Origin of the sequence: Mycobacterium sp. pV006, from assembly GCF_041287115.1 — a bacterium.
GTDB lineage: Bacteria > Actinomycetota > Actinomycetes > Mycobacteriales > Mycobacteriaceae > Mycobacterium.
This window is the reverse complement of sequence record NZ_JBGGKT010000004.1, coordinates 263,986-286,178: the sequence shown is the minus strand read 5'-3', so window position 1 is coordinate 286,178 and position 22,193 is coordinate 263,986. Positions and strand designations below refer to the sequence as shown.

Here is a 22,193-nt window from a genome sequence, read left to right as displayed (position 1 = left end):
ATGGGGGCGACGGTTGACCTTTGTCCGACAACGCGTGAGCATGGCAGGAATGCGCTATGTCGTGACCGGCGGTACCGGATTCATCGGCCGTCACCTGGTCTCTCGGCTGCTGACCCTGCCGGACACCGAAACCGTCCACGTCCTGGTTCGCCGCGGCTCGCTGAGCCGGTTCGAACGACTGGCCCGGGACTGGGATGACCGGGTCGAGGCCCTCGTCGGCGACCTGACCGCCCGGGAGTTCGGCCTCTCCGCGGACACCCTGGAGCTCGTCGGAACAGTGGACCATGTCGTGCACTGCGCGGCGGTCTACGACCTGACCGCCCCGGCGCGAAAACACCGGGAGGCCAACGTCGACGGCACCCGCACGGTCATCGCGCTGGCACAGCGCTGGAACGCCACGCTGCACCACGTGTCGTCGATCGCGGTGGCCGGCACCCATCGAGGGGTCTTCACCGAGGACCACTTCGACGTCGGGCAGAAGCTGCCGACCCCGTACCACCGCACCAAGTTCGAAGCCGAGCAGTTGGTCCGGTCGACGACGGATCTGAGGTTCCGGATTTACCGACCGGCCATCGTCGTCGGTGACTCCCGAACCGGGGAGATGGACAAGGTCGACGGGCCGTACTACTTCTTTGGACTGCTGGCCAGGATGGCTGCGCTGCCGCGCGTCACACCGATGTTCGTTCCCGACGCGGGCCGCACCAACATCGTCCCGGTCGACTATGTCGTCGACGCGCTGACCGCGTTGATGCGCCGTCCCGGCCACGACGGGCAGACCTTCCATCTGACCGCCCCGGAGTCGATCAGCCTGCGCGAGATCTACCGCGGCGTCGCCCCCGCCGCCGGGTTGCCGCCGGTGGTCGGTTCGCTGCCGCGGGCGGTGACCACCCCGGTGCTGCGGGCCCGGGGACCGGCCAAGGCGATGCGCAACGTCGCGGCCACCCAGCTCGGGGTGCCCGGAGAAGTCCTCGACGTGGTCGAGCTCGCCCCGACGTTCACGTGCGACCGCACCACAGAAGCGTTGCGCGACACCGATATCCGGGTGCCGGACTTCGCGTCCTACGCTCCCCGACTGTGGCGGTACTGGGCCGAGCACCTCGACCCCGACCGGGCCCGCCGCGACGATCCGGCCGGACCGCTGGTGGGCAAGCACGTGATCATCACCGGCGCGTCCAGCGGGATCGGCAGGTCCTCGGCCGTCGCCGTCGCCGCACGGGGCGCCACGGTGTTCGCGCTGGCCCGCGACGGGCAGGCACTCGACGAGCTGATCGCCGAGATCCGCGCCGCCGGCGGCGACGCGCACGCGTTCACGTGCGACGTGACCGACTCCGAGACCGTCGAGCACACCGTCAAGGACATCCTGGGCCGGTTCGGCCACGTCGACTACCTGGTGAACAACGCCGGCCGGTCGATTCGCCGCTCGGTCTACTCCTCGACCGATCGTCTGCACGACTACGAGCGGGTGATGGCGGTCAACTACTTCGGCGCGGTGCGCATGGTGCTGGCGCTGCTCCCGCACTGGCGCGAACGCCGATTCGGTCATGTGGTCAACGTGTCCTCGGCGGGCGCGCAGGCACACAACCCGCGCTACAGCGCCTACATCCCGAGCAAGGCGGCGCTGGACGCGTTCGCCCATGTGGTCGGCGCCGAAACCCTGTCCGACCACATCACGTTCACCACGATCCACATGCCGCTGGTGGCCACCCCGATGATCGAACCGTCCGGGCGGTTGAACCCGGCCCCGGCGATCTCGCCCGAGCACGCGGCGGCGATGGTGGTGCGCGCGCTGGTCGAGAAGCCGGTGCGCATCGACACCCCGATCGGCACGTTCGCCGACTTCGGCACCTATCTGACCCCGAAGCTCGCGCGTCGCTTCCTGCATCAGCTGTCACTGGGCTATCCCGACTCTCCGGCGGCCCGCGGCGAGATCGAGGACCAAGCGGACCGGCCGCAGACCCCGCCGCCTGCCCGCCCGAGCCTCACTGTGCCGGCGCTGCGGATCCCGCGCCCGGTCAAGCGGGCGGTGCGGCTGCTGCCCGGCGTGCATTGGTGAGCGCGGGACGGCACCCCGTCTTCGTCGACGTCGACACCGGGGTGGACGACGCGATGGCGCTGGTGTACCTGTTCGGCAGTCCGGAAGCCGACGTGGTCGGCATCGCTTCGACCGCGGGCAACGTTGGTGTGCACCAGGTTTGCGAGAACAACCTGGGGCTGCTGCAGCTGTGCGGGCGGACCGACGTGCCGGTGTCGAAGGGCTCGGAGAGCCCGTTGAGCACGCCGTTGCGCACCGCTGAGGACACCCACGGCCCGCAGGGTCTCGGGTATGCGCAGTTGCCCGCCCCTACGGCGGAGCTGACGACCTACGATGCGGCGCAGGCCTGGGTGCGCGCCGCCCGCGCGTATCCCGGTGAACTCGTTGCGACGGCAGTCGGTCCGTTGACCAACCTGGCGCTGGCGTTGCGCATCGAGCCCGAACTGCCGCGGTTGATCAAACGGCTGGTGATCATGGGCGGCGCGTTCGACTACCGCGGCAACACCACCCCGGTGGCCGAATGGAACGTCAGCGTCGACCCCGAAGCCGCCGCCGAGGTGTTCGCGGGATTCTCCGACGCAGACGAGCCGCCGATCGTGTTGGGCCTCAACCTGACCGAGAACGTCATGATGACCCCGGAGCTGATGAGTGCGCTGGCCGATGCCGCCGGAGCGTCGTCGTCGCCGATGTCCGAGCACGACGAGCGAGGAACCCGGTCGACCGCGAGCCACCCGTTGATCCGGGTGCTCGAGGACGCGATGCGGTTCTACTTCGAGTTCCATCACGACTGCGGCGAGGGCTATCTGGCGCATCTGCACGACCCGTTGGCTGCGGCGGTGGCGTTGGACCCGGAGCTGGTGACCTGCCGGGCCGCCCCGGTGGACGTCGAGTTGACCGGCACCCTGACCCGCGGCATGACGATCGCCGACTGGAGCCGACGATGGGGCCGGGAACCCAACGCGCGCATCGGGGTTGCGGTGGACCCGCGCGTGTTCTTCGACCGGTTCATCGCGCGGGTGGGTGGGTTCGCCGCGCAGCTGCCTCACTCGTAGGCCCCCTCGAGGTACCAATGGCGCTGCCGGTAACACAGCAGCAGCGCCTGCGGAGGGTCGGCGCCGACGAGGACCTGTACGCGTGCCGCTCGGCCGCCCTTTGCCTGCGAGGGGTCCCACCACCGTTCGTCGACCGGCCACGGGCCTGCCCACCAGGACACCCGGCCCGAGCGTCCCGGCGCGGTCAACCGGAACGGGTCGGCGGAGAACAATCCCCGCGCCGTGACCCGCACCGGCGCCCCCTCGGCATCGAAGACCTCGATCGGGTCGTCGAGCAGCACCGCCGGGGACGGTTCAGGCAGTTGACCGGGCCACGGCTGACGCGGATCGGCCTGGGGCGCAAGCTCATCGCCGAGTGCGGTGAAGGTGATGCGTTCGGCGGGGCCGCGGCCTCCGCTGAGCACCGGGACCCGCACGGCGTCCGGGCCGAGCAGCCCCTGAACCCGCACCAGCGCACGCCGCGCCCGCAGCCGGTCCTCCTCGCCGAGCCCGCCCCACAGCGGCAGCTGCAGGGCCTCGGCCGACACCACCTCGACCGGACGCAGCCGCAACACCGTGATCGGCGCCCCGGGCCGGTCCTGCGGGTTGCGCCGGTTCAGCCAGCCGTCGAGCTGCCAGCGCACCCGGTCGGCGGTGGCGTCCTCGGTCAGCGGCTCGGCGCACCGCCACACCCGTTCCAGCTCCCGCCCGTCGGCGGTGACGGCGTGGATGGCCAGGCGGGTGCAGCCCACCCCGGCCGCGGCCAGACTGCGGTGCAGGATGCCGGCCAGCGACCGTCCCGCGAACGCCGCCGCATCCACCCGGTCGATGGGCGGATCGCACTCCAGCACCGCGTCGAGGTCCTCCTCCGGTTCCCGCCCCGACGGACCTCGGGCGGACTCACCGCAGGCCACCCGGTGCGCGATCACCGCGTCGGCGCCGAACCGGGACGCGACATCGCTTCGGGACAGCGCCGCGAACTGCCCCAGCGTGCGGATACCGAGGCGCCACAACAGGTCTGAGAGGTCTTCCCTGGAGGCGGACGACAGGCTGGGTTCGGTGGCCAGCTGGCGGATCGACAACGGCGCCAGGAACTCCGCGTCGCCGCCGGCCGTGATGATGCGGCCGGCCCGCGCGGCGAACACCGCTGTGGGCAGCTGGTCGGCGATGCCGACCTGGCATTCGGCGCCGGCCGCGGCGACCGCGTCGACCAGACGTTCGGCGGCAAGCTGCTCGGAACCGAAGTATCGGGCGGCCCCGCGCACCGTCAGCACCAGCAGCCCGGGGCGCAGCACCTCGGCGCGCGGAACCAGTTCGTCGACCGCCGCGGTCACGCGCTCGAAGTGCCGGGCATCGCGGGTGTGGTCGGCGGTGACCACGTGCAATTCCGGGCAGCGGGCCTGCGCCTCCCGCCGGCGCAGCCCGCGGCGGACCCCGACCGCGCGTGCGGCCGCCGAACAGGCGATGACGCGGTTGGCCAACGTGACCGCCACCGGGACGGTAGGGGGCAGCTCCGCGGCAGCCGCCGCGGCGACCGCCGGCCAGTCCATGCACCACAACGCGAGGACCCTGCTCTGCGCCATCGGCCGCTCAGCTGCCCACGACGCGGGCCGGACCCGCGAGACGTCCCCGCGCACGCGTGGTCAACCGCACCCGGCTGATCCGACCGCACCCGGGAATGGGCTGTCCGCCACGGCCGCCGGTGATCTCGTAGCCACTGACCCGGGCCTCCAATCGGGCGGAGGCTCCCTGCCAGTCCCCGTCGGCGACCAGCAGAGTGCACCCGCGCTGGCGGGCGCGGGCGACCAATGCCCGGGCCCGCGTGGCCGGTACGCACCGGCCACCCAACCCGAGCACCACCAGGTCCATGCCGTCCATCAGCACGGCAGCCACCTCGACCGGGTCGGCCCCCGGTTCGGGGATGACCGCGATGCGACTGAGATCGGCCCCCATCTCGACGGCGGCCAGGAGGCCGACGTCGGGTTGGCCGATGATCGCGACGTGCCCGCCCGCGGCGGTGACCGCAGCCACGAGGCCCAGTTGCAGAGAGCGGGCCCCCGACACGACGGCGACAGTGCCGCGCGGCAACGATGCCGGAAGCACCTCCGCCAGCGGTTCCGGTAGAGAATCGGGGTCCGCCAGCAAAGTTTCCGAGACAGGCGCAGGGTCTGCCGACGGTTCGATGGGCCGCCGGCCCACACCCACCTTGCCGGACACCGACGCCATCTGCTTGCGCAGCTGTTCGACCTGTTCAGCGCGTTTGATCGGACAGCGGTTCAGCGCTTTTGCAGTGGTCACAGCAGCACCTTTCACCTCACCCGAATCATCTGTTATCGAAAATTTGTTCGATGTCGCCAGTAAACACCTGCCCTCCGACAGACGTCAACCAGAATCACGACGCCATCACCGAAATGTGACATTGACAAATGTCATCATTGAGAGTTGTATCCGGGCATGGCCATCGACATGGACGCGATGTTGGCGAAGATCAAGGACCGGCAGTGGGCACTGGCCGACATCGACTGGGACGCCCCGGGCGCCGAACGCATCACCGACGAACAACGCCCCAAGCTCAAGGCCTTCATGGCCGACCTGTGCTGGATCGAGAACATCGGCGCCCGCGGATTCGCGGCGCTGGCCAAGAAGGCACCGACACCGACCATCGCCGAGATCTACCGCTACTTTCACGCCGAGGAACAACGGCACGCCAATGCCGAACTGGCACTGATGAAGCGGTGGGGCATGCTCGACGAGGTGACCGAAGGCGGGCGGCCCGCAATGCCCGAACCCAACGTCAACATCCGGCTTGCGATGGACTGGCTGGACACCTACGCCGACGACATGTCGCTGTCCATCCTGGGCACGGTCATCCCGATGCTCGAGGTCGCCCTCGACGGCGCCCTGCTGAAGTTCCTCCTCGAGGAGGTCGACGACCCCGTCTGCCACCAGGTGTTCGAGAAGATCAACAACGACGAATCCCGGCATATCGCCGTGGATTTCGCGGTGCTCGACATGATCGGCCACGCCGACCTGCGCCGGTTGGCCATCGAGTTCGTCGGCAATGTCGCCACCCCCGGCCTGATCATCGGCGCGGTGATGTACATCCCGCTGCTCAACCGCCTCCGCAACGAGATCGTCGCCATGGGCCTGGAACCGGAGCGCCTCTACAACGCCGTCAAACGGTTCGGCGCGCTGGGCGAACGCGGTGAACACACCCACCGGGTTCCGACCTACCGGGTGCTCAAACGCCACGCGGCGATGGTCGTCAACCCCCACCACCCGTATCACCTGCTGGCCAACTCGATGGTGTGGATGTCCGAACGCTATCCTCGGTCGTTGCTGCGGCCCATCCCCAGCTGGTTCAAGGAGCTCACCCACGAGCCGGCGGCCTGAGACATGGCCGGCGGCAAGCGTGTTCACGACACCCTGATCGTCGGTGCCGGCCTGAGCGGGCTCGGCAGCGCGATCAGACTCCGGGAGTCCGGGATCACCGACCTGGTGATCGTCGAGCGCAGCGACCGGGTGGGTGGCACCTGGCGCGACACCACCTATCCCGGTGCGGCCTGCGATATTCCGTCACTGCTGTACTCGTTCTCGTTCGCCCCGAACCCGAACTGGTCCCGGACCTATCCGTCGGCGGCGGAGATCTACGACTACATCGAAAACCTCACCGACGCGTACGGATTGCGTCCGCTGATCCGATTCGGCACCGAGATCACCGGACTGGACTTCGACGAGCGCACCGGGGTGTGGACCGCGAAGACCGGTCGCCGCAGAACCATCCGTGCCCGCACCGTGGTGCTGGCCACCGGACCGCTGGCCGACCACACCTGGCCGGACATCCGCGGCATCGACACCTTCACCGGACACAAGATCCACAGCGCCGCTTGGGATCACGACTACGATTTCTCCGGAAAGCGGGTCGCGGTGATCGGCACCGGCGCCAGCGCCGTGCAGATCGTTCCCGAACTGGTCAAGAGCGCACAATTCGTCAAGGTGTTCCAGCGGACACCCGGTTGGGTGTTGCCGCGTATCGACGCGCCACTGCCCGCGCCGGCCCGCGCGCTGTTCGCCAAAGTCCCGTTCACCCAGGACCTTCTGCGCCAGGCGCTGTACTGGGGTCACGAAGCGGGCGCCGCGGGACTGGTGTGGGACACCCCCATCAGTCGGCTGTTCGCCGAAGTCGGCAAGGCCCACCTCCGCGCCCAGGTCAAAGATCCGTGGCTGCGCCGCCAACTCACCCCGGACTTCACCCCGGGATGCAAGCGCACCCTCGTCTCCGGCGACTACTACCCTGCGCTGCAACGGGACAACTGCAAACTGATCACCTGGCCCATCGCCACCCTCAGTCCGGCAGGGATCCGCACCAGCGACGGCATCGAGCACCATCTCGACGCCATCGTGTTCGCCACCGGATACGACGTACACCTGACCGGGCCGCCGTTCCCGGTCACCGGGATCGGCGGTCGCTCGCTGCAGCAGGACTGGGCCCACCACGCCGAGGCCTACAAGAGCATCAACGTCCACGGCTACCCGAACCTGTTCGTCCTGACCGGGCCGAACTCCGGGCCCGGCCACAACTCGCTGCTGGTCTATGTGGAAGCGCAGATCGCCTACACCGTCACCGCGATCACCACGCTGCTGCACCGAGATCTGCGCTACCTCGACGTGCGCGCCGAGGCGCAACGCCGGTACAACGACCGACTGCAGACCGACCTGGCGAAGACGACGTTCATGTCGGGCTGCCGCAGTTGGTATCTCACCGCCGACGGACACAATGCGGCGATGTATCCCGGGTTGGCCACCCAGTATCGTCGACAGATGCTCGACTTCCGATCCGAGGACTACACCGCGGTGGCCCGAGACGCACGCGCGCGTGCGACGTCGACGGCCTGAGATGTCCGGACCGATCCAGACCATCCTGCGGCGCATCCGCCGCGGTTCGCGCGACGTCGTCGAAAACGCGGTGTCCCAACTGTTCGACGCCGCGGTACAACCGCACGGCTCCGCCGATTCCGGCGAGTACCGCATCGACGAACTCGCCCGGCTGGCCGGCACCACCACCCGCAACATCCGCGTCTACCGGGACCGTGGTCTGCTGCACCCGCCGCTGCGGGTCGGCCGCATCGCGCTGTTCAACGACACCCATCTGACGCGGCTGCGGCTGATCACGTCGCTGTTGGACCGCGGCTACAACATCGCCCACGTCAAGGAGATGCTCTCGGCGTGGGAACAGGGCAAGGACCTCGGCGACATGCTCGGCCTCGAGTCGGCGATCGCGGGCAGCTGGGCCACCGAGAAACCACAGCGCATGTCGTTGAGCGCGGCCCAGCAGCGGATCGACGACCCCGCCGGGTTCGACCGCCTGGTGTCCCTCGGCATCATCCGTGTCGACGACGCCGGCTCCGCCACGATCGTGCGTCCCACGCTGGTGGAGGCGTTCACCGAGATCCGGGAGCACGGCGTGGCCCTGGACAAGCTCATCGATCTGCACGAGCAGGTCACCCCGCTGCTCGATCAGATCAGCGCGATCCTGGTCCAGGCCGGCCTCGAGGAAGTCATCGACAAGATCAATCCCGGAGCCGCGGTTCCCGACGACGTCGAAGTCGCCGAGCTGATCACCACTTTGGTGCGTTTCCGCACCCAGGCCGTCACCGCCGTCGGCGCCACGCTGGCGTTCTCCGTCGAGTCGGCCGTCGAGACGGTGGTCGCGCAGTTGCTCGGTGACCTGATCGAAAAGCAGTCCGCGGCAGGCGAATAGGCCGCGTTACTCCCACTCGATGGTGCCCGGCGGCTTGCTGGTGATGTCGAGTACCACGCGGTTGACTTCCCGCACCTCGTTGGTGATACGCGTCGAGATCCGTTCCAGCACTTCGTAGGGCACCCGGGTCCAGTCCGCGGTCATCGCGTCCTCACTGGAAACCGGTCGCAGCACGATCGGGTGACCGTAGGTCCGTCCGTCGCCCTGCACCCCGACGGAACGGACGTCGGCGAGCAGTACCACCGGGCACTGCCAGATCTGGTGATCCAGACCCGCTGCGGTCAGCTCCTCACGGGCGATCGCATCGGCGCGACGCAACGTCTCGAGCCGGTCGGCGGTGACCTCACCGACGATCCGGATCCCCAGTCCCGGCCCCGGGAACGGTTGCCGCGCAACGATTTCCTCCGGAAGTCCGAGCTCACGCCCCACGGCGCGCACCTCGTCTTTGAACAACAGCCGCAACGGTTCGACGAGGGTGAACTTCAGGTCGGCGGGCAGGCCGCCGACGTTGTGGTGGCTCTTGATGTTCGCGGTGCCCGATCCGCCACCGGATTCGACGACGTCGGGGTACAGCGTGCCCTGCACCAGGAATTCCACGTCGCCGCCGGACACGTCGACGGCGTCGCGCACGGCACCTTCGAACGCCCGGATGAACTCGCGTCCGATGATCTTGCGTTTACCTTCGGGGTTGGTCACCCCCGACAGCGCCTCGAGGAAGCGGTCGGCCACGTCGACGGTGACCAGCTTCGCGCCGGTGGCCGAGACGAAGTCACGCTGCACCTGCGCCCGCTCCCCCGACCGCAGGAGCCCGTGATCGACGAACACACACGTCAGGCGGTCGCCGATGGCGCGCTGCACCAACGCGGCCGCCACGGCAGAGTCGACACCGCCGGAGAGCCCGCAGATCGCGCGGCCGTCCCCGATCTGGGCACGCACCTGTTCGATGAGCGCGTCGGCGATGTTGGCCGGCGTCCAGGTGGCGTCGATCCCGGCGAACTCGTGCAGGAAACGGCTGAGCACCTGCTGACCGTGCGGGCTGTGCATCACCTCGGGGTGGTACTGCACGCCGGCCAGTCGCCGGTCGCGGTTCTCGAACGCCGCGACCGGGGCACCGGAACTGGTGGCCACCACGTCGAAGCCGGCCGGCGCCTCGGTGACCGCGTCGCCGTGGCTCATCCACACCGGCTGCGTCTCGGGGAGATCCGAATGCAGTTGTCCGCCGGTGACTCTGAGTTCGGTGCGGCCGTACTCACTGGTACCGGTCTGGGCGACCGTGCCGCCGAGCGCCTGTGCCATGGCCTGGAATCCGTAGCAGATCCCGAACACCGGGATGTCGAGATCGAACACCGCGGGATCCAGTTGCGGCGCGCCGTCGGCGTACACGCTGGCCGGCCCGCCGGAGAGCACGAGGGCGCGGGGGTTGCGCGCCTTGATCTCGTCGATTCCCGCCGTGTGCGGGACGACCTCGGAGAAGACCCGCGCTTCCCGGACGCGACGGGCGATCAGCTGGGCGTATTGCGCGCCGAAGTCGACAACCAGGACGGGGCGGGGGGTTGCAGCATCCACCCGGTCAGTTTAGTGAGGAGGCGATGTGTGTGGTCACCGGTGCGCCCACGACCCGGGCCGGCCGTCACCCCCCGAAGACGGCTGTCGCACCAGCGGTGACGCTCCCGGTGATTACATCCCCCGACGCAGCAACGGTATCGGCCCTACACCCAGGCCGTCTGTCACCCGAACGTACGAACCCGCCTCACAGATCGTTGAGGCTCAGGATCCCGTCCTCGATAGCCCGTGCCAGCAGCGCCGACTTGGTCGGCGCGGGCCGGCCCACACTCGCATACTTCGCCCGCGCGCGCTGCAGGTGGGTACGCACCGTGGTCGGCGCGATGAACAGGCGTTTGGCGACGAGTTCTTTGCTCTCGGTCTGGAACCACGCCACCAGAACCTGTTTCTCCCGCTCGGTCAACTTGATGCGGCCCAGCGTGGTGTCGTTCAACAGCGCCTTGCCCATCCGGGGCCCGACATACGGGGTGCCGGAGTGGGCGGCGTGCACCGCCTCGATGAGGTGCAACTTGCCTTCGGACTTGGTCAGATAGGTCACCGCGCCCAGCTCCAGGCACGTCAGGATCACCTCGTCGGCGGTGATGTGGCTGTACACGATCACCCGGGTGTCGCCGTCGCAGAGCCGCCGCAACGCGTCGAAGTCGGGCCGGTTGCCCTCGATCTGCAGATCCAGCAGCACCACATCGGCGGTGACATCGGCGTCGGCGAGGAACTGCGCGGGTCCCGGATAGCTGCCGACCACCTCGATCGGCGGATCGGCGTCGGCGCACCAGGCCTGCACACCGGCGTGCACCACGTCGTGATCGTCGATGATCACGATGCGGACCGTTTCCCCCCGCGCCATTCCCCACCCTCCCCAAACGGACATCCCGGTGTCGTCGCGCGTATTCAACCGCAGTCGGCACCGGCCCGCGACCGTTATCCCACCACACGTGACACGTGTCTCGGCAAAGTCGGAGACTCCGCGTCCCGATGTGATTGTGTTGCTACGAACTGCCGTTTCGTCGCTTCGCCTGTCGCCACTCCCCGTCGTCAGCGACGGGATAACGTATCGCCGAGGGAGCATCGACGACGGCGGGGGGACCGTGGCGACGTACGGCACGACCGATGCGTTCGGACGGCAGATGTCGGCGCGCGCAGCCACGGTCGGATTGCTGATGCGCAACTCGGTCAACGTGGGTGTGTCGTTGATCGCGCTGGCCGACCCGGGTTCCGGCGCCTCGCCCTTCGGGCGGGTGCTGCTGGCGGTGCTCGCGGCGTGGTCTGCCTATCGGCTCTGCACCCGGTCCCGGGCCGCCGGATGGTTGGCCGTGGATTACGTGTTGGTGCTGGCGATCTGCGCGAGTCTGCCGTTGTTGGTGGCCGACCCGGGATTTCACCTGTCCAACAGCGCTCCCCAGGCGATCGCCGGGACCGCGGTGGTGAGCATCTCGGTATCGGTGGCCCCGCGCGTGAGCTTGGTGCTGACCCTCGGTGTCGCGGCGTGCTACGCCGTCGGCACCGCAGGCGTGACCGGTTGGCAGGACGTCTCGTCGGTGACCGCGCTGTACTACTTCGCGTTGCAGTGGGCGACGGCGTCGGTGATCCGCCTCATGCTCCTGGGCGTGGCCACGACGGTGGATCAGGTACGCACCGACCGCGAGAACGCCGACCTCGCTCGGCAGGTCAACGACGCGGTCCGCGACTACGAGCACGAACAGGTCGCCCTGCTGCACGACACCGCGGCCTCCACGCTGCTCATGGTCGGACACGGCACGGCCCTGGACCCCCAGCGAGTGGCGGCACAGGCCCGCCGCGATCTGGCCCTGCTCCGCGAGAAGACGTGGGCGGCGCCGCCACCCTGGGTCAATCTCGTCGGCGCGTTGCGGCAATGCGCCGAACATCTCACGACTCCGGTGGAATTCGACGGACACGACCGGCTCTGGCTGCCGGGGCGCACGGCGCAACCGGTGATCGCGGCCGCCCGCGAGGTGATGACCAACGTGGACCGCCACGCCGGCGCCGACCGGCTGCGGATCACGGTGTCGGACACCATGGTCCGCCTGAGTGACGACGGCCGCGGGTTCGACGCCGACGCGCCCTCGTCCCGGCACGGGTTGCGCGAATCGGTGCTGGGCCGGATGCAACGATCGGGCGGTCACGCACGGATCACCTCCCGGCCGCAGCGCGGAACGACCGTGGAACTCTCCTGGCTCACCCAGCAACCCGACGATCGGCGCGGTGAGACCGACGCGCTGGTCGTGCCGGCCCGTACCCGGTACGGGTTGGCGCTGACGGCCTACGCGGTGATCAACCTGCTGGTCACCGTGCCGCCGGCCGCGGCGGCCACGTCCCCGGGTCTCAACACCGCCCTCGGCATCCTGGCCGCGGTGGCCGCATCGGCCGCGGTTCCGTCGATCGTATGGGGCCGAACGCGTTTGATCGGGCCGGCCGCGGCCGCTCTGCTGGTCGTCGCCGTCGTCCAACCGTTGTCGGTGCACGGCGGCTCGGTCCTCGGATATGCCCACTGGGCCCAGAGTGGGATCGGCTGGTGCGTGCTGCCGCTGTTGCTGTCCCTCCCCGTCCGGATGGGCGCGGCCATCCTGGTGGGGTACTGGGTGGTCGGCAATGCGGTGGTGCTGTGGCAGGACCCGACGGGGGCGGCGCTGGTCAACATCGGGTTGGGCACCGCGAGCATCCTCGGAGTCCAGCTGTTCGCGCTGGTGTTCAACGACCTGATGCGTCAGGCCGCCACGGCCGCCCAGTCCGAGACCCGGGCCCATCACGACATCCTGGCCCGCGAACGCGTGGCCGCGGCCCTGCGTGTCGAATACCAGCGCCGCTACGCCGACATCGTCGATCGCGTGGTTCCGCTGCTGGAGTCGTTGGCGTGCGCGCAGGTGATCGACGCGGACACCCGATCGCGCGCGCGGGCCGAATGCCGCCGTCTGCGAGCGTTGTTCGAGCAGACCGGTACCTTCGCCCATCCGCTGATGCAGGCGATCCGTCCCCTCGTCGATGCGGCCGAAGGCCGCGACATCGACGTGACGGTCGACGTCATCGGGTCGCTGCCCGACGTGGACGACACGCACATCGACGCGGTGACAGCCGCTGTGGCGGGCCTTCTCGACCACGCCGAAAGCCGTGCGCGCGTGGTGGTGTCATGCACCGGGCAGGTACTGGAGGTCAGCGTCGTCTGCGACCGCGGCACCGCCACCGACGATCATCTCCACGACGGCGCCGATATGGTGGTCGACGAAGATCACGTGTGGTGCCTGATCCGCCGGCCACTGGAACCCCGACCCGCCGGTCAGCCCGCCGACGTGGCGGATTCGATCGGCAGGTGACGCAGCGCCCCGGGTGCGTCGGCGGGCACCACCGGGTGCGCCGGCGGGACAGGCGCCAGACGCCGGTAGGGCTCGCCCTGCGCGGGCCGCAGATCCTGCTCACCCTTGTTCGGCCACAGCGACGCGGCCCGTTCGGCCTGCGCGGTGATCGAAAGCGACGGATTCACACCGAGATTGGCCGAGATCGCCGCACCGTCGACCACCGACAGCGTCGGGTAGTTGTACACCCGGTGATACGGGTCGATGACGCCGGTCTCGGCGCTGTCACCGATGGCCGCGCCGCCGAGGAAGTGCGCGGTCAACGGAATGTTGAACAACTCTCCCCACGTGCCGCCGGCCACGCCGTCGATCTTCTTGGCGATCCGGCGGGTCACCTCGTTGCCGACCGGGATCCACGACGGATTCGGCTCACCGTGGCCCTGGGTGCTGCGGTAGCGGCGGAAACCCAGCCGGGTGCGCTGAGTGAATGTGGTGATCGAGTTGTCGAGGTTCTGCATCACCAGCGCGATCATGGTGCGCTCGCTCCAACGGCGCGGGTTGAGCAGGCGCAGTGTGCCTTTCGGATCCTCGCGCGCAATGTGGAAGATCTGGCGCCAGCGGGGCACGTCGGTGCCCTCGGGTCCGGCGCCGTCGGTCATCAGGGTCTGCAGCAGCCCCATGGCGTTGGATCCCTTGCCGTAGCGCACCGGCTCGACGTGGGTGTCCGAGGTCGGGTGGATCGACGAGGTGATCGCCACCCCGCGGGTCAGGTCGAGGTCGTCACCCACCTTCAGCCGGCCTGCGCCGACGATCGACTCCGAGTTGGTCCGGGTGAGCACCCCGAGCCGGTCCGAGATGTCGGGCAGGCGACCCGTATCGCGCATCTTGAACAGCAGCTTCTGGGTGCCGTAGGTGCCGGCGGCAAGGACGACGTGCTGGGCGGTGAACGTGGGCCGGTGCCGGCGTAGCAGGCTGCCGGTGCGCACGGTGCGCACCTGCCAGACGCCGTCGGCGCGTTCGCTGAAGTCGGTGACCGTGGTCATCGCCAGCACCTGCGCCCCGGCGCTCTCGGCCAGCGCGAGGTAGTTCTTCAGCAGGGTGTTCTTCGCACCGAAGCGGCACCCCGTCATGCACGATCCGCACTCGATGCAGCCGGTGCGGGCCGGTCCAGCACCGCCGAAGTACGGGTCGGGCACCGTCTTGCCGGGAGTCTTGGTTCCGTCGGGACCGAAGAACACCCCGACGGGGGTGGGCACCCACGTGTGGCCGACGCCCATGTCCTCGGCGACCTCCTTGAGAACACGGTCGGCGTCGGTGAACGTGGGGTTGGTGACCACGCCGAGCATCCGCTGCGCCTGGTCGTAGTGCGGCAGCAACTCGTCGCGCCAGTTGGTGATGTCGCGCCACTGCGGATCGTTGAAGAACGGGTCGGACGGCACATAGAGCGTGTTGGCGTAGTTCAGCGAACCGCCGCCGACGCCCGCTCCGGCGAGGATCATCACGTTGTCGAGCAGGTGGATGCGTTGGATGCCGTACATCCCGAACTGCGGCGCCCACAGGAACTTGCGCAGATCCCACGACGTCTTGGCGAACTCGTGGTCGGCGAAACGCTGCCCGGCCTCCAGCACGAGCACGCGGTAGCCCTTCTCGGTGAGCCGCAACGCGGTCACACTCCCGCCGAACCCCGAGCCGATGACGATGACGTCGTAGTCAGTCTTCATCTGACCAGTATGAACTTACCGCCGGGTAACTTGCCACTGCCTTGGGCGAACTCACCAGACGATAGGGTCGGGCACTGTGGTCAACGGAATGACGACGCGTGAGGCCAAGCGGCTGCAGACCCGCGAGCGACTGCTCGGCGCCGCGATCGCGGAGTTCAAACGCGCGGGCATGGCCGAGGCGGACGTCGCCACGATCGTGTCGGCCGCCGGGGTGGCCCACGGCACCTTCTTCTTCCACTTCCCCACCAAGGAACACGTGCTGCTCGAACTCGAGCACCGCGAGGAGGCGCGGATCGCCAAACGGTTCGCGACCTTCACCAAGACCACCGATGACCTGCCCGCGGCGCTGCAGGAGGCGGTGCGCCTGATCCTCGGCCTGGAGCGCCGACTCGGTGTGGTGTTGTTCAAAGACTTTCTGGCGCTGCATTTCTCACCCACCCGACCACCGACCGCCGTGAGCGGCGACAACGGGGAAAGCGACGATCATCCGCTGATCGTGCTGGTCGCCGAGCAGATCGAGCAGGCCCGGCAGCGCGGTGAGATCGGCGAAGACGTCACGCCGATGAACAGCGCGATCTACTTCCTGCTGGGGCTCTACGCGCTGCTGATCACCGTCGACGACTCACAGGCCCGCAAGAGACTGATCGACGACTACCTGGTCCGCACGCTGCGCAGCCTGCAGCCGGCGGTCAACTCCCGACGGTGAGCCCGACCTTCTGGAACTCCTTGAGGTCGCAGTAGCCGGCCTTGGCCATCGAGCGGCGCAGCCCGCCGACGAGGTTCAGGGACCCGAACGGGTCGTCGGACGGACCGTTGAGCACCTGGTCGAGCGACGGGCGCTCCCCCGCGGCGATCTGCAGCAGCGCCCCGCGTGGCAGCGACGGGTGCGCCGCGGCCGCCGGCCAGAACCAGCCGCCGCCGAGCGCCTCGGCCGCCGAGGCCAGCGGGGTGCCGAGCACGACGGCGTCGGCGCCGCACGCGATGGCCTTGGCCAGGTCACCCGAGGTGTGCATGTCTCCGTCGGCGAGCACGTGCACGTAGCGGCCGCCGGTCTCGTCGAGGTACTCGCGCCGCGCCGCGGCCGCGTCGGCGATCGCGGTGGCCATCGGCACGCTGATGCCCAGCACCTCGTCCGACGTCGTCGCCCCCTCGGTCGAGCCGTAGCCGACGATGACGCCGGCCGCGCCGGTGCGCATCAGGTGCAGCGCGGTGCGGTGGTCCAGCACGCCGCCGGCGACGACCGGGATGTCGAGTTCGGAGATGAACGTCTTGAGGTTGAGCGGCTCGCTGTTCTGCGCCACCCGCTCGGCGGAGATGATGGTGCCCTGGATGACCAGCAGCTCCACCCCCGCCGACACCAGCGCGGGGGTCAGGGCACGCGCGTTCTGCGGGCTGACGCGCACCGCGGTGGTGACGCCGGCCTCGCGGATACGCGCGACCGCGGCGCCCAGCAGTTCGGGATCCAGCGGCGCGGCGTGCAGCTGCTGCAGCAGCCGGGTGGACGCCGACGGGTCGGCGTCATTCTCGGCGGCGGCGACGACCTGGGCGATCTTGTCCTCGACATCGGCGTGGCGGCCGATCAGACCTTCGCCGTTGAGCACCCCGAGTCCACCCAGGCGGCCCATCTCGATGGCGAACTCGACGGAGACCAGCGCGTCGGTCGGATGGGCGACCACCGGGATCTCGAACCGGTACGCGTCGAGCTGCCACGCCGTCGACACGTCCTTCGAGGAACGGGTCCGCCGGGACGGGACGATGTTGATGTCGTCGAGTTCGTAAGTGCGGCGGGCGGTTCTGCCCATGCCGATTTCCACCATGTCGCGCATTCGTCGCTCCCCTTCAGCCCCGCAAGACCCTAGCGGGTGTAGTAGTTGGGGGCCTCCACGGTCATCGTGATGTCGTGGGGATGGCTTTCCTTGAGACCGGCCGCGGTGATCTGGACGAACTGCGCCTGCTGCAGCGCCTCGATGGTCGGTGAGCCCGTGTAGCCCATCGCGGCGCGCAGTCCGCCGACGAGCTGGTGGATGACCGTCGACAACGGGCCCCGGTAGGGAACCCGGCCCTCGATGCCCTCGGGGACCAGCTTGTCCTCGGAGAGCACGTCGTCCTGGAAGTAGCGGTCCTTGGAGTACGAGCCGCGCAGGTTGCCGGCGGCGCCGCGACCCTGCATCGCGCCCAGCGACCCCATGCCGCGATAGCTCTTGAACTGCTTGCCGTTGACGAAGATCAACTCGCCCGGAGATTCGGCGGTGCCGGCCAACAGCGACCCCAGCATCGCGGTGGACGCGCCAGCGGCCAGCGCCTTGGCGATGTCGCCGGAGTACTGCAGTCCGCCGTCGGCGATCACCGGCACGCCGTACGGCTTGCACGCCGCAACGGCCTCCAGGATCGCGGTGATCTGCGGGGCACCGACCCCGGCGACCACCCGGGTGGTGCAGATCGACCCGGGCCCCACCCCGACCTTGACGGCGTCCGCACCGGCCTCGACCAGGGCGAGTGCGGCCGCGCGGGTCGCGACGTTGCCGCCGACGACGTCGACGCGGTCCCCCACGGCCTTCTTCAAGCGGTGCACCATGTCCAACACACCGCGGTTGTGGGCGTGGGCGGTGTCGACGATCAGGACGTCCACCCCGGCATCGGTGAGCATCATCGCGCGCGACCACGCGTCCTCACCGACGCCCACGGCCGCGCCGACCAGCAGTCGACCGTCAGAGTCCTTGGTGGACAGCGGGAACTGCTCGGTCTTGACGAAGTCCTTGACCGTGATCAGGCCGGTGAGCTTGCCGTGGCCGTCGACGATCGGCAGCTTCTCGATCTTGTGACGGCGCAGCAGCCCCAGCGCGGCCTCGGCGGACACCCCTTCCTGCGCGGTGATCAGCGGCGCCTTGGTCATCACCTCGGCGACCCGCTTGTTCTGGTCGACCTCGAAGCGCATGTCGCGATTGGTGATGATCCCGACGAGCTGGTCGTCGGCGTCGACGACCGGCAGACCCGAGATCCGGAACCGGGCACACATCGCGTCGACCTCGGCCAGGGTGTTGTCCGGTGAGCAGGTGACCGGGTCGGTGACCATGCCGGCTTCGGAGCGCTTGACCGTCTCGACCTGGCCGGCCTGCTCGGCGGCGGGCAGGTTGCGGTGCAGCACGCCCATGCCGCCGGCGCGGGCCATCGCGATGGCCATCCGCGACTCGGTGACCGTGTCCATCGCCGAACTGACCAGCGGGACCTTCAGCCGGACCCGACGGGTCAACTGGCTCGAGGTGTCCGCCGTGGCCGGGATCACATCGGAAGCGGCGGGCAGCAGCAGCACGTCGTCGAACGTGAGCCCGAGCATCGCGACCTTGGTGGGATCATCGCCGCCCGTGGACACCGGAACGGCGATGGGGATGCTGCTTTCGGCGATCGACATCGGGGAAGCCTTCCAGAGACAGTGCAGCAGGCCCATATGCGACCTGAAGCCACATCTTATCGGCTGTGCGGCCGCCGTTCGGGGTGACCACGGCGTGCCGGGCGTGCGCTGGCCTATGTGCGAGGGGCTGCGTAGTCTTGATGGCGTGCGAGACCACCTGCCACCAGGCCTGCCGCCTGATCCGTTCGCCGACGACCCGAGCGATCCCTCGGCCGCTCTCGACGCCCTGGAGCCCGGTCAGCCGCTGGATCCGCAGGAGCGGATCGCCGTCGAAGCCGACCTGGCCGATCTCGCGGTCTACGAAGCATTGTTGGCGCACAAGGGAATTCGCGGCCTCGTCGTCTGCTGTGACGAATGCCAGCAGGACCACTACCACGACTGGGACATGCTGCGGGCCAACCTGCTGCAGCTGTTGGTCGACGGCACCGTGCGGCCCCACGAACCGGCGTATGACCCGGAACCGGACGCCTACGTCACCTGGGACTACTGCCGCGGGTACGCCGACGCCTCACTCAACGAAGCCGCATCGGAGTCCGACGGCTACCGCTGATCCCGCTCGGGTCAGCCCTCCCCTTCCGGCACCACCGTGGTCGTGGTGGTCGGCGCCACCGCCGATGTCGGTGACGGCGCAACCTCCTCCTCGACAACAGTGGTGGTCGGCGCCGGTGTGGTCGCCGTGGGCTGCGGTGTCGGGGTCGGTGTCGGTGTCGTGACCGCCGCCCTGCTCGTCGCCGAGGTGGGTGCCGGTGTCGCGCTCGTCGGTGACGGCGGCGGCGCGCTCGTCGCCGCAGAGGACTGCTCGACCACCGTCGACGTGGGAGCCTGCGCGGCCGACGAGGTCGGTGCCGGAGTCGACGACGGAGCCGCCACCGAGGTGGTAGGCGAGGGCGCAGCCGACGAGGTCGGCGTGGCTTGTGACGGTGCCGTGGTCTCCGACGACGGGGCCGGGGTTTCCGACGGTGCCGTGGTCTCCCCGGGTTCGGTCGTCGTCGACGGTTCGGCGGTCTCCGCCGGCTCGCTGGTCACGGTGGTCGCCGGCACCTCCGAGGGCGCGGTGACCGACACGGCGTCCGGGTCGACCACCACGGGAACGTCGGGGAACGTGGGCAGCGGGGCACCCGGCGGCACGGTGGCCGCAGGGTCTTGCGCCTCGACCTTGACCGTGAGCTCCTGCCACTGCGTGACGAGTTCTTCCCTGGTCTCGGCGTCGCCGACCGTCGCGACGGTGGTGGTGACCGCCTCCAGCTTGGCCTTGGCGCCGTCCCAGTCGCCCTGCTCGATGAGCTGAGCGACCTGCTGCATCTCGGTCTGGGCAGCCAGCGTCACCGCGTCGTCGCGGACCGAGGGGCCCTGGTCGCCGAAGAACATCGTGCGCATCCCGTAGAGCGCGTCACCCGGACCGGAGCCGGCGACGACCGCGCCGAAACCGCCCAGGCAGAGCACCGCCGCGGCGGCCGAACCGACCACGGCCAGCGACAGCCGTCGCCGCCGGCCCGGCGAAGTGGTCTTGTTCAGGGCGGCGACAGCGTCGTCGAGGGACAGCACGGTCCCGACCGGGGTCTGGCGCACATCGTCGCGCCAGCCCCCCAGCAGCTGCGCCAGCTCGGCTTCTTCACGGTCGGTGGCGTACACGGGCTGCTGCCCGGCCAGCGCATCGAGGAACTGGTCGGTGCGGTGGATGTCGTTGAGCGACGGGTCGCCCCCGTTGGCGCCGAAACGTCCGAAGTCAGGCATAGTCGCGTCCCGTCGTCGCGATCTCCGACTTCAACCGCGCCAGCGCGCGGTGCTGGGCGACGCGGACAGCGCCCGCGGTGCTCCCGACGGCCTCGGCCGTCTCCTCCGCACTCATCCCGACCACGACACGCAGGATCAGGATCTCGCGCTGCTTCTCCGGCAGGATCTGCAGCAACGCGTTCATGCGGGCCGCGGACTCGGAGTCGATGGCCATCTGCTCGGGCCCCGCCTCACCGGAGTAACGCTCCGGGACGACGTCCATCGGGTCGGACTTGTTCCGAGCGGCCGCCCGATGTGCGTCGGCAACCTTATGCGCTGCGATGCCGTACACGAAGGCCAGAAACGGTCGTCCCTGATCCTTGTAACGCGGCAGCGCCGTGATGGCAGCCAAGCACACCTCCTGAGCAACGTCATCAGCTGAGAGACCGCTGCGCTCCGCGGTTCCCACCCGCGCCCGGCAGTACCGGACGACGAGGGGGCGGATGGTCTTCAGCACCTCCTGGAGGGCGTCTCGACTGCCGTTTACCGCCGCAGCGACGACATCATCGAGACGTTCTCCCGAAATTGTCATCGTGCGAGGTTTCTCCAGCGTTACTGCGGGACACACTCGTCCCGGAGGCGAGGTGGCTGTGTCGGTCGGCACCAGATCGGTGCCGGCTCAGCTAAACAATAACGACCGTAATGCCCGCAACCTCGTTACCGTGGGCGCCACACGCCGCCCCATCTGGTCACGGAGGTTGCGGCCCGGTCACGAATCGTCGTGACCTGCGCCTCGGTGTACTCATTGCTACCGATGTCGGCCAGCAGACTCGCCACCGCCCACTGCAGCGGCACCAACCCCGAGTCGTCGGTGTCGGCCAGGACGGCGTCGCCCACTTTCCGCGAGCTCTCCAGGTCCCCGGCGCTGCAGTGCGCCGCGGCCAGAACGACCCGGGACTTGACGTCGTGGCGCACCGACCCCGTGGTCCCGGCGAGTTCCACCGCGTGCTGCGCGAAGGTCACCGCCCGGGCGCCGTCACCGCGGAACATCGCCAGCTCGGCCGACACCCACGCCAGCCGCACCGGCAGTCGTGCGACATCGGATTCCCCCACGATCTCGGCGGCGCGCGCCAACGCACGTTCGGAGGCGTCGAACCGTCCGACCCCGAGCGCGTCGGCCGCCAATCCCACCAGGGCGTCGCCGGCTGCCTCCCCCTCCCCGCCGGAGAGGGCCCACGCACGCCCATCGAATCCGCGCGCGACGTCGTGCCAGCCGAGTTGACGAACGAACGACGCGCGGGTGCTGTGGGCCAGCGAGGCCAGCGGTCCGTGGGGCGCCCACCGCAGGAGGGTGGCCAGGTCGGTCAGGGCGCTGCTGTAACGACCCTGCCCGGCCGCCGCCACCGCCCGCAACCAGTGCTCGTGCGCGGTGCGCGCGGCCGGAAGCGGCCATGTTCCCGGTGTACGGCCGAACGCCGCGTCAGTGAGAACGGCGGTGTCGGCGGTACTCATCGGGTCGCGACGCTATCAGTCCCCGAGAATTTCGCGATACGTCAGTTAACAATTCGTGGAGCCCGTGTTACAGCAGTGTTGACGACTATTCACCCGCCCTCGTCGACCCACCTGACGCATGTCGAATTGAACAGCGGAAACAGTTT

The 22,193-nt window shown here is 69.2% G+C and carries 18 protein-coding genes; 8 read left to right on the top strand and 10 right to left on the bottom strand.

The features are described from left to right. The first annotated feature begins 49 nt into the window (after positions 1–49). Together ACAG25_RS09130 and ACAG25_RS09125 are read left to right on the top strand one after the other, a co-directional pair. The gene (locus ACAG25_RS09130; protein ID WP_370488027.1) at positions 50–2,053 is read left to right on the top strand and encodes an SDR family oxidoreductase; all 2,004 of its coding nucleotides are present in this window, start codon (positions 50–52) and stop codon (positions 2,051–2,053) included. Then, positions 2,050–3,084, top strand: coding sequence for a nucleoside hydrolase (locus ACAG25_RS09125; RefSeq protein WP_370488026.1), 1,035 nt, complete (start codon positions 2,050–2,052; stop codon positions 3,082–3,084). Before ACAG25_RS09130 ends, ACAG25_RS09125 begins: the two co-directional genes overlap by 4 nt. On the opposite strand, the gene ACAG25_RS09120 is transcribed toward ACAG25_RS09125, so the two are convergent. Next, positions 3,075–4,646 (bottom strand): DNA polymerase Y family protein, encoded by a 1,572-nt coding sequence (locus ACAG25_RS09120; RefSeq protein ID WP_370488025.1) that lies wholly within the window; start codon positions 4,644–4,646, stop codon positions 3,075–3,077. The genes ACAG25_RS09125 and ACAG25_RS09120 overlap by 10 nt on opposite strands. 7 nt (positions 4,647–4,653) lie before the next feature. Further along, a complete protein-coding gene (locus tag ACAG25_RS09115; protein ID WP_370488024.1) occupies positions 4,654–5,361 on the bottom strand; it encodes a hypothetical protein in 708 nt (235 codons plus the stop codon). Positions 5,362–5,517: 156 nt separating this feature from the next. Between ACAG25_RS09115 and ACAG25_RS09110 the strand changes: the two genes are divergently transcribed. From ACAG25_RS09110 to ACAG25_RS09100, 3 genes are read left to right on the top strand one after another with little or no spacing between them, the layout of a single operon-like run. Beyond that, positions 5,518–6,456 carry a ferritin-like domain-containing protein gene (locus ACAG25_RS09110; protein ID WP_370488023.1) on the top strand — a complete coding sequence of 313 codons (939 nt, stop codon included), beginning with the start codon at positions 5,518–5,520 and terminating at the stop codon, positions 6,454–6,456. Positions 6,457–6,459: 3 nt separating this feature from the next. Then, the gene (locus ACAG25_RS09105) at positions 6,460–7,959 is read left to right on the top strand and encodes a flavin-containing monooxygenase (RefSeq protein ID WP_370488022.1); all 1,500 of its coding nucleotides are present in this window, start codon (positions 6,460–6,462) and stop codon (positions 7,957–7,959) included. A 1-nt stretch (position 7,960) separates the two neighbouring features. Then, on the top strand, positions 7,961–8,824 hold the full coding sequence (locus ACAG25_RS09100) for a MerR family transcriptional regulator (protein ID WP_370488021.1): 864 nt from the start codon (positions 7,961–7,963) through the stop codon (positions 8,822–8,824). 6 nt (positions 8,825–8,830) lie between these two features. Here the strand turns inward: ACAG25_RS09100 and guaA are convergent, their stop codons facing one another. Together guaA and ACAG25_RS09090 are read right to left on the bottom strand one after the other, a co-directional pair. Further along, positions 8,831–10,390: a glutamine-hydrolyzing GMP synthase gene (guaA, locus tag ACAG25_RS09095; RefSeq protein WP_370488020.1), complete on the bottom strand. Its 1,560-nt coding sequence runs from the start codon at positions 10,388–10,390 to the stop codon at positions 8,831–8,833. Between the two features lie 184 nt (positions 10,391–10,574). Then, positions 10,575–11,231: a response regulator gene (locus ACAG25_RS09090; protein WP_370488019.1), complete on the bottom strand. Its 657-nt coding sequence runs from the start codon at positions 11,229–11,231 to the stop codon at positions 10,575–10,577. A gap of 241 nt (positions 11,232–11,472) precedes the next feature. Here ACAG25_RS09090 and ACAG25_RS09085 point away from each other — a divergent pair, with 241 nt between their 5' ends. Further along, positions 11,473–13,713: a sensor histidine kinase gene (locus ACAG25_RS09085; RefSeq protein WP_370488018.1), complete on the top strand. Its 2,241-nt coding sequence runs from the start codon at positions 11,473–11,475 to the stop codon at positions 13,711–13,713. Here the strand turns inward: ACAG25_RS09085 and ACAG25_RS09080 are convergent. After that, positions 13,677–15,413: an FAD-dependent oxidoreductase gene (locus ACAG25_RS09080; RefSeq protein WP_370488017.1), complete on the bottom strand. Its 1,737-nt coding sequence runs from the start codon at positions 15,411–15,413 to the stop codon at positions 13,677–13,679. The two genes, ACAG25_RS09085 and ACAG25_RS09080, sit on opposite strands and share 37 nt — an antisense overlap. Positions 15,414–15,501: 88 nt before the next feature. Here ACAG25_RS09080 and ACAG25_RS09075 point away from each other — a divergent pair, with 88 nt between their 5' ends. After that, on the top strand, positions 15,502–16,119 hold the full coding sequence (locus tag ACAG25_RS09075) for a TetR family transcriptional regulator (RefSeq protein ID WP_370488016.1): 618 nt from the start codon (positions 15,502–15,504) through the stop codon (positions 16,117–16,119). Here the strand turns inward: ACAG25_RS09075 and ACAG25_RS09070 are convergent. Next, positions 16,103–17,230, bottom strand: coding sequence for a GuaB3 family IMP dehydrogenase-related protein (locus ACAG25_RS09070; RefSeq protein ID WP_370488094.1), 1,128 nt, complete (start codon positions 17,228–17,230; stop codon positions 16,103–16,105). The two genes, ACAG25_RS09075 and ACAG25_RS09070, sit on opposite strands and share 17 nt — an antisense overlap. Positions 17,231–17,268: 38 nt before the next feature. Further along, positions 17,269–18,822: an IMP dehydrogenase gene (gene guaB / locus ACAG25_RS09065; protein WP_370488015.1), complete on the bottom strand. Its 1,554-nt coding sequence runs from the start codon at positions 18,820–18,822 to the stop codon at positions 17,269–17,271. Positions 18,823–18,967: 145 nt separating this feature from the next. On the opposite strand from guaB, the gene ACAG25_RS09060 reads away from it, so the two are divergent. Further along, positions 18,968–19,372 (top strand): DUF5319 domain-containing protein, encoded by a 405-nt coding sequence (locus ACAG25_RS09060; protein WP_152515842.1) that lies wholly within the window; start codon positions 18,968–18,970, stop codon positions 19,370–19,372. A gap of 11 nt (positions 19,373–19,383) precedes the next feature. Here the strand turns inward: ACAG25_RS09060 and ACAG25_RS09055 are convergent, their stop codons facing one another. From ACAG25_RS09055 to ACAG25_RS09045, 3 genes are all read right to left on the bottom strand, one after another. Further along, positions 19,384–20,556, bottom strand: a complete 1,173-nt coding sequence (locus tag ACAG25_RS09055; protein ID WP_370488014.1) for an anti-sigma-D factor RsdA — start codon at positions 20,554–20,556, stop codon at positions 19,384–19,386. Further along, the gene (locus ACAG25_RS09050; protein ID WP_370488013.1) at positions 20,549–21,127 is read right to left on the bottom strand and encodes a sigma-70 family RNA polymerase sigma factor; all 579 of its coding nucleotides are present in this window, start codon (positions 21,125–21,127) and stop codon (positions 20,549–20,551) included. Before ACAG25_RS09050 ends, ACAG25_RS09055 begins: the two co-directional genes overlap by 8 nt. 125 nt (positions 21,128–21,252) lie before the next feature. Then, a complete protein-coding gene (locus ACAG25_RS09045) occupies positions 21,253–22,047 on the bottom strand; it encodes a hypothetical protein (RefSeq protein WP_370488012.1) in 795 nt (264 codons plus the stop codon). Positions 22,048–22,193: the final 146 nt, after the last annotated feature.

Bases quoted from the DNA above. Each gene is read 5' to 3' on its own strand.
- ACAG25_RS09120 (WP_370488025.1), bottom strand. From the start codon at position 4,646: ATGGCGCAGAGCAGGGTCCTCGCGTTGTGGTGCATGGACTGGCCGGCG.
- ACAG25_RS09105 (WP_370488022.1), top strand. From the start codon at position 6,460: ATGGCCGGCGGCAAGCGTGTTCACGACACCCTGATCGTCGGTGCCGGC.
- ACAG25_RS09070 (WP_370488094.1), bottom strand. From the start codon at position 17,230: ATGGTGGAAATCGGCATGGGCAGAACCGCCCGCCGCACTTACGAACTC.
- ACAG25_RS09045 (WP_370488012.1), bottom strand. From the start codon at position 22,047: ATGAGTACCGCCGACACCGCCGTTCTCACTGACGCGGCGTTCGGCCGT.
- ACAG25_RS09130 (WP_370488027.1), top strand. From the start codon at position 50: ATGCGCTATGTCGTGACCGGCGGTACCGGATTCATCGGCCGTCACCTG.
- ACAG25_RS09050 (WP_370488013.1), bottom strand. From the start codon at position 21,127: ATGACAATTTCGGGAGAACGTCTCGATGATGTCGTCGCTGCGGCGGTA.
- ACAG25_RS09090 (WP_370488019.1), bottom strand. From the start codon at position 11,231: ATGGCGCGGGGGGAAACGGTCCGCATCGTGATCATCGACGATCACGAC.
- ACAG25_RS09080 (WP_370488017.1), bottom strand. From the start codon at position 15,413: ATGAAGACTGACTACGACGTCATCGTCATCGGCTCGGGGTTCGGCGGG.
- ACAG25_RS09075 (WP_370488016.1), top strand. From the start codon at position 15,502: ATGACGACGCGTGAGGCCAAGCGGCTGCAGACCCGCGAGCGACTGCTC.
- ACAG25_RS09100 (WP_370488021.1), top strand. From the start codon at position 7,961: ATGTCCGGACCGATCCAGACCATCCTGCGGCGCATCCGCCGCGGTTCG.
- guaB (WP_370488015.1), bottom strand. From the start codon at position 18,822: ATGTCGATCGCCGAAAGCAGCATCCCCATCGCCGTTCCGGTGTCCACG.
- ACAG25_RS09055 (WP_370488014.1), bottom strand. From the start codon at position 20,556: ATGCCTGACTTCGGACGTTTCGGCGCCAACGGGGGCGACCCGTCGCTC.
- ACAG25_RS09110 (WP_370488023.1), top strand. From the start codon at position 5,518: ATGGCCATCGACATGGACGCGATGTTGGCGAAGATCAAGGACCGGCAG.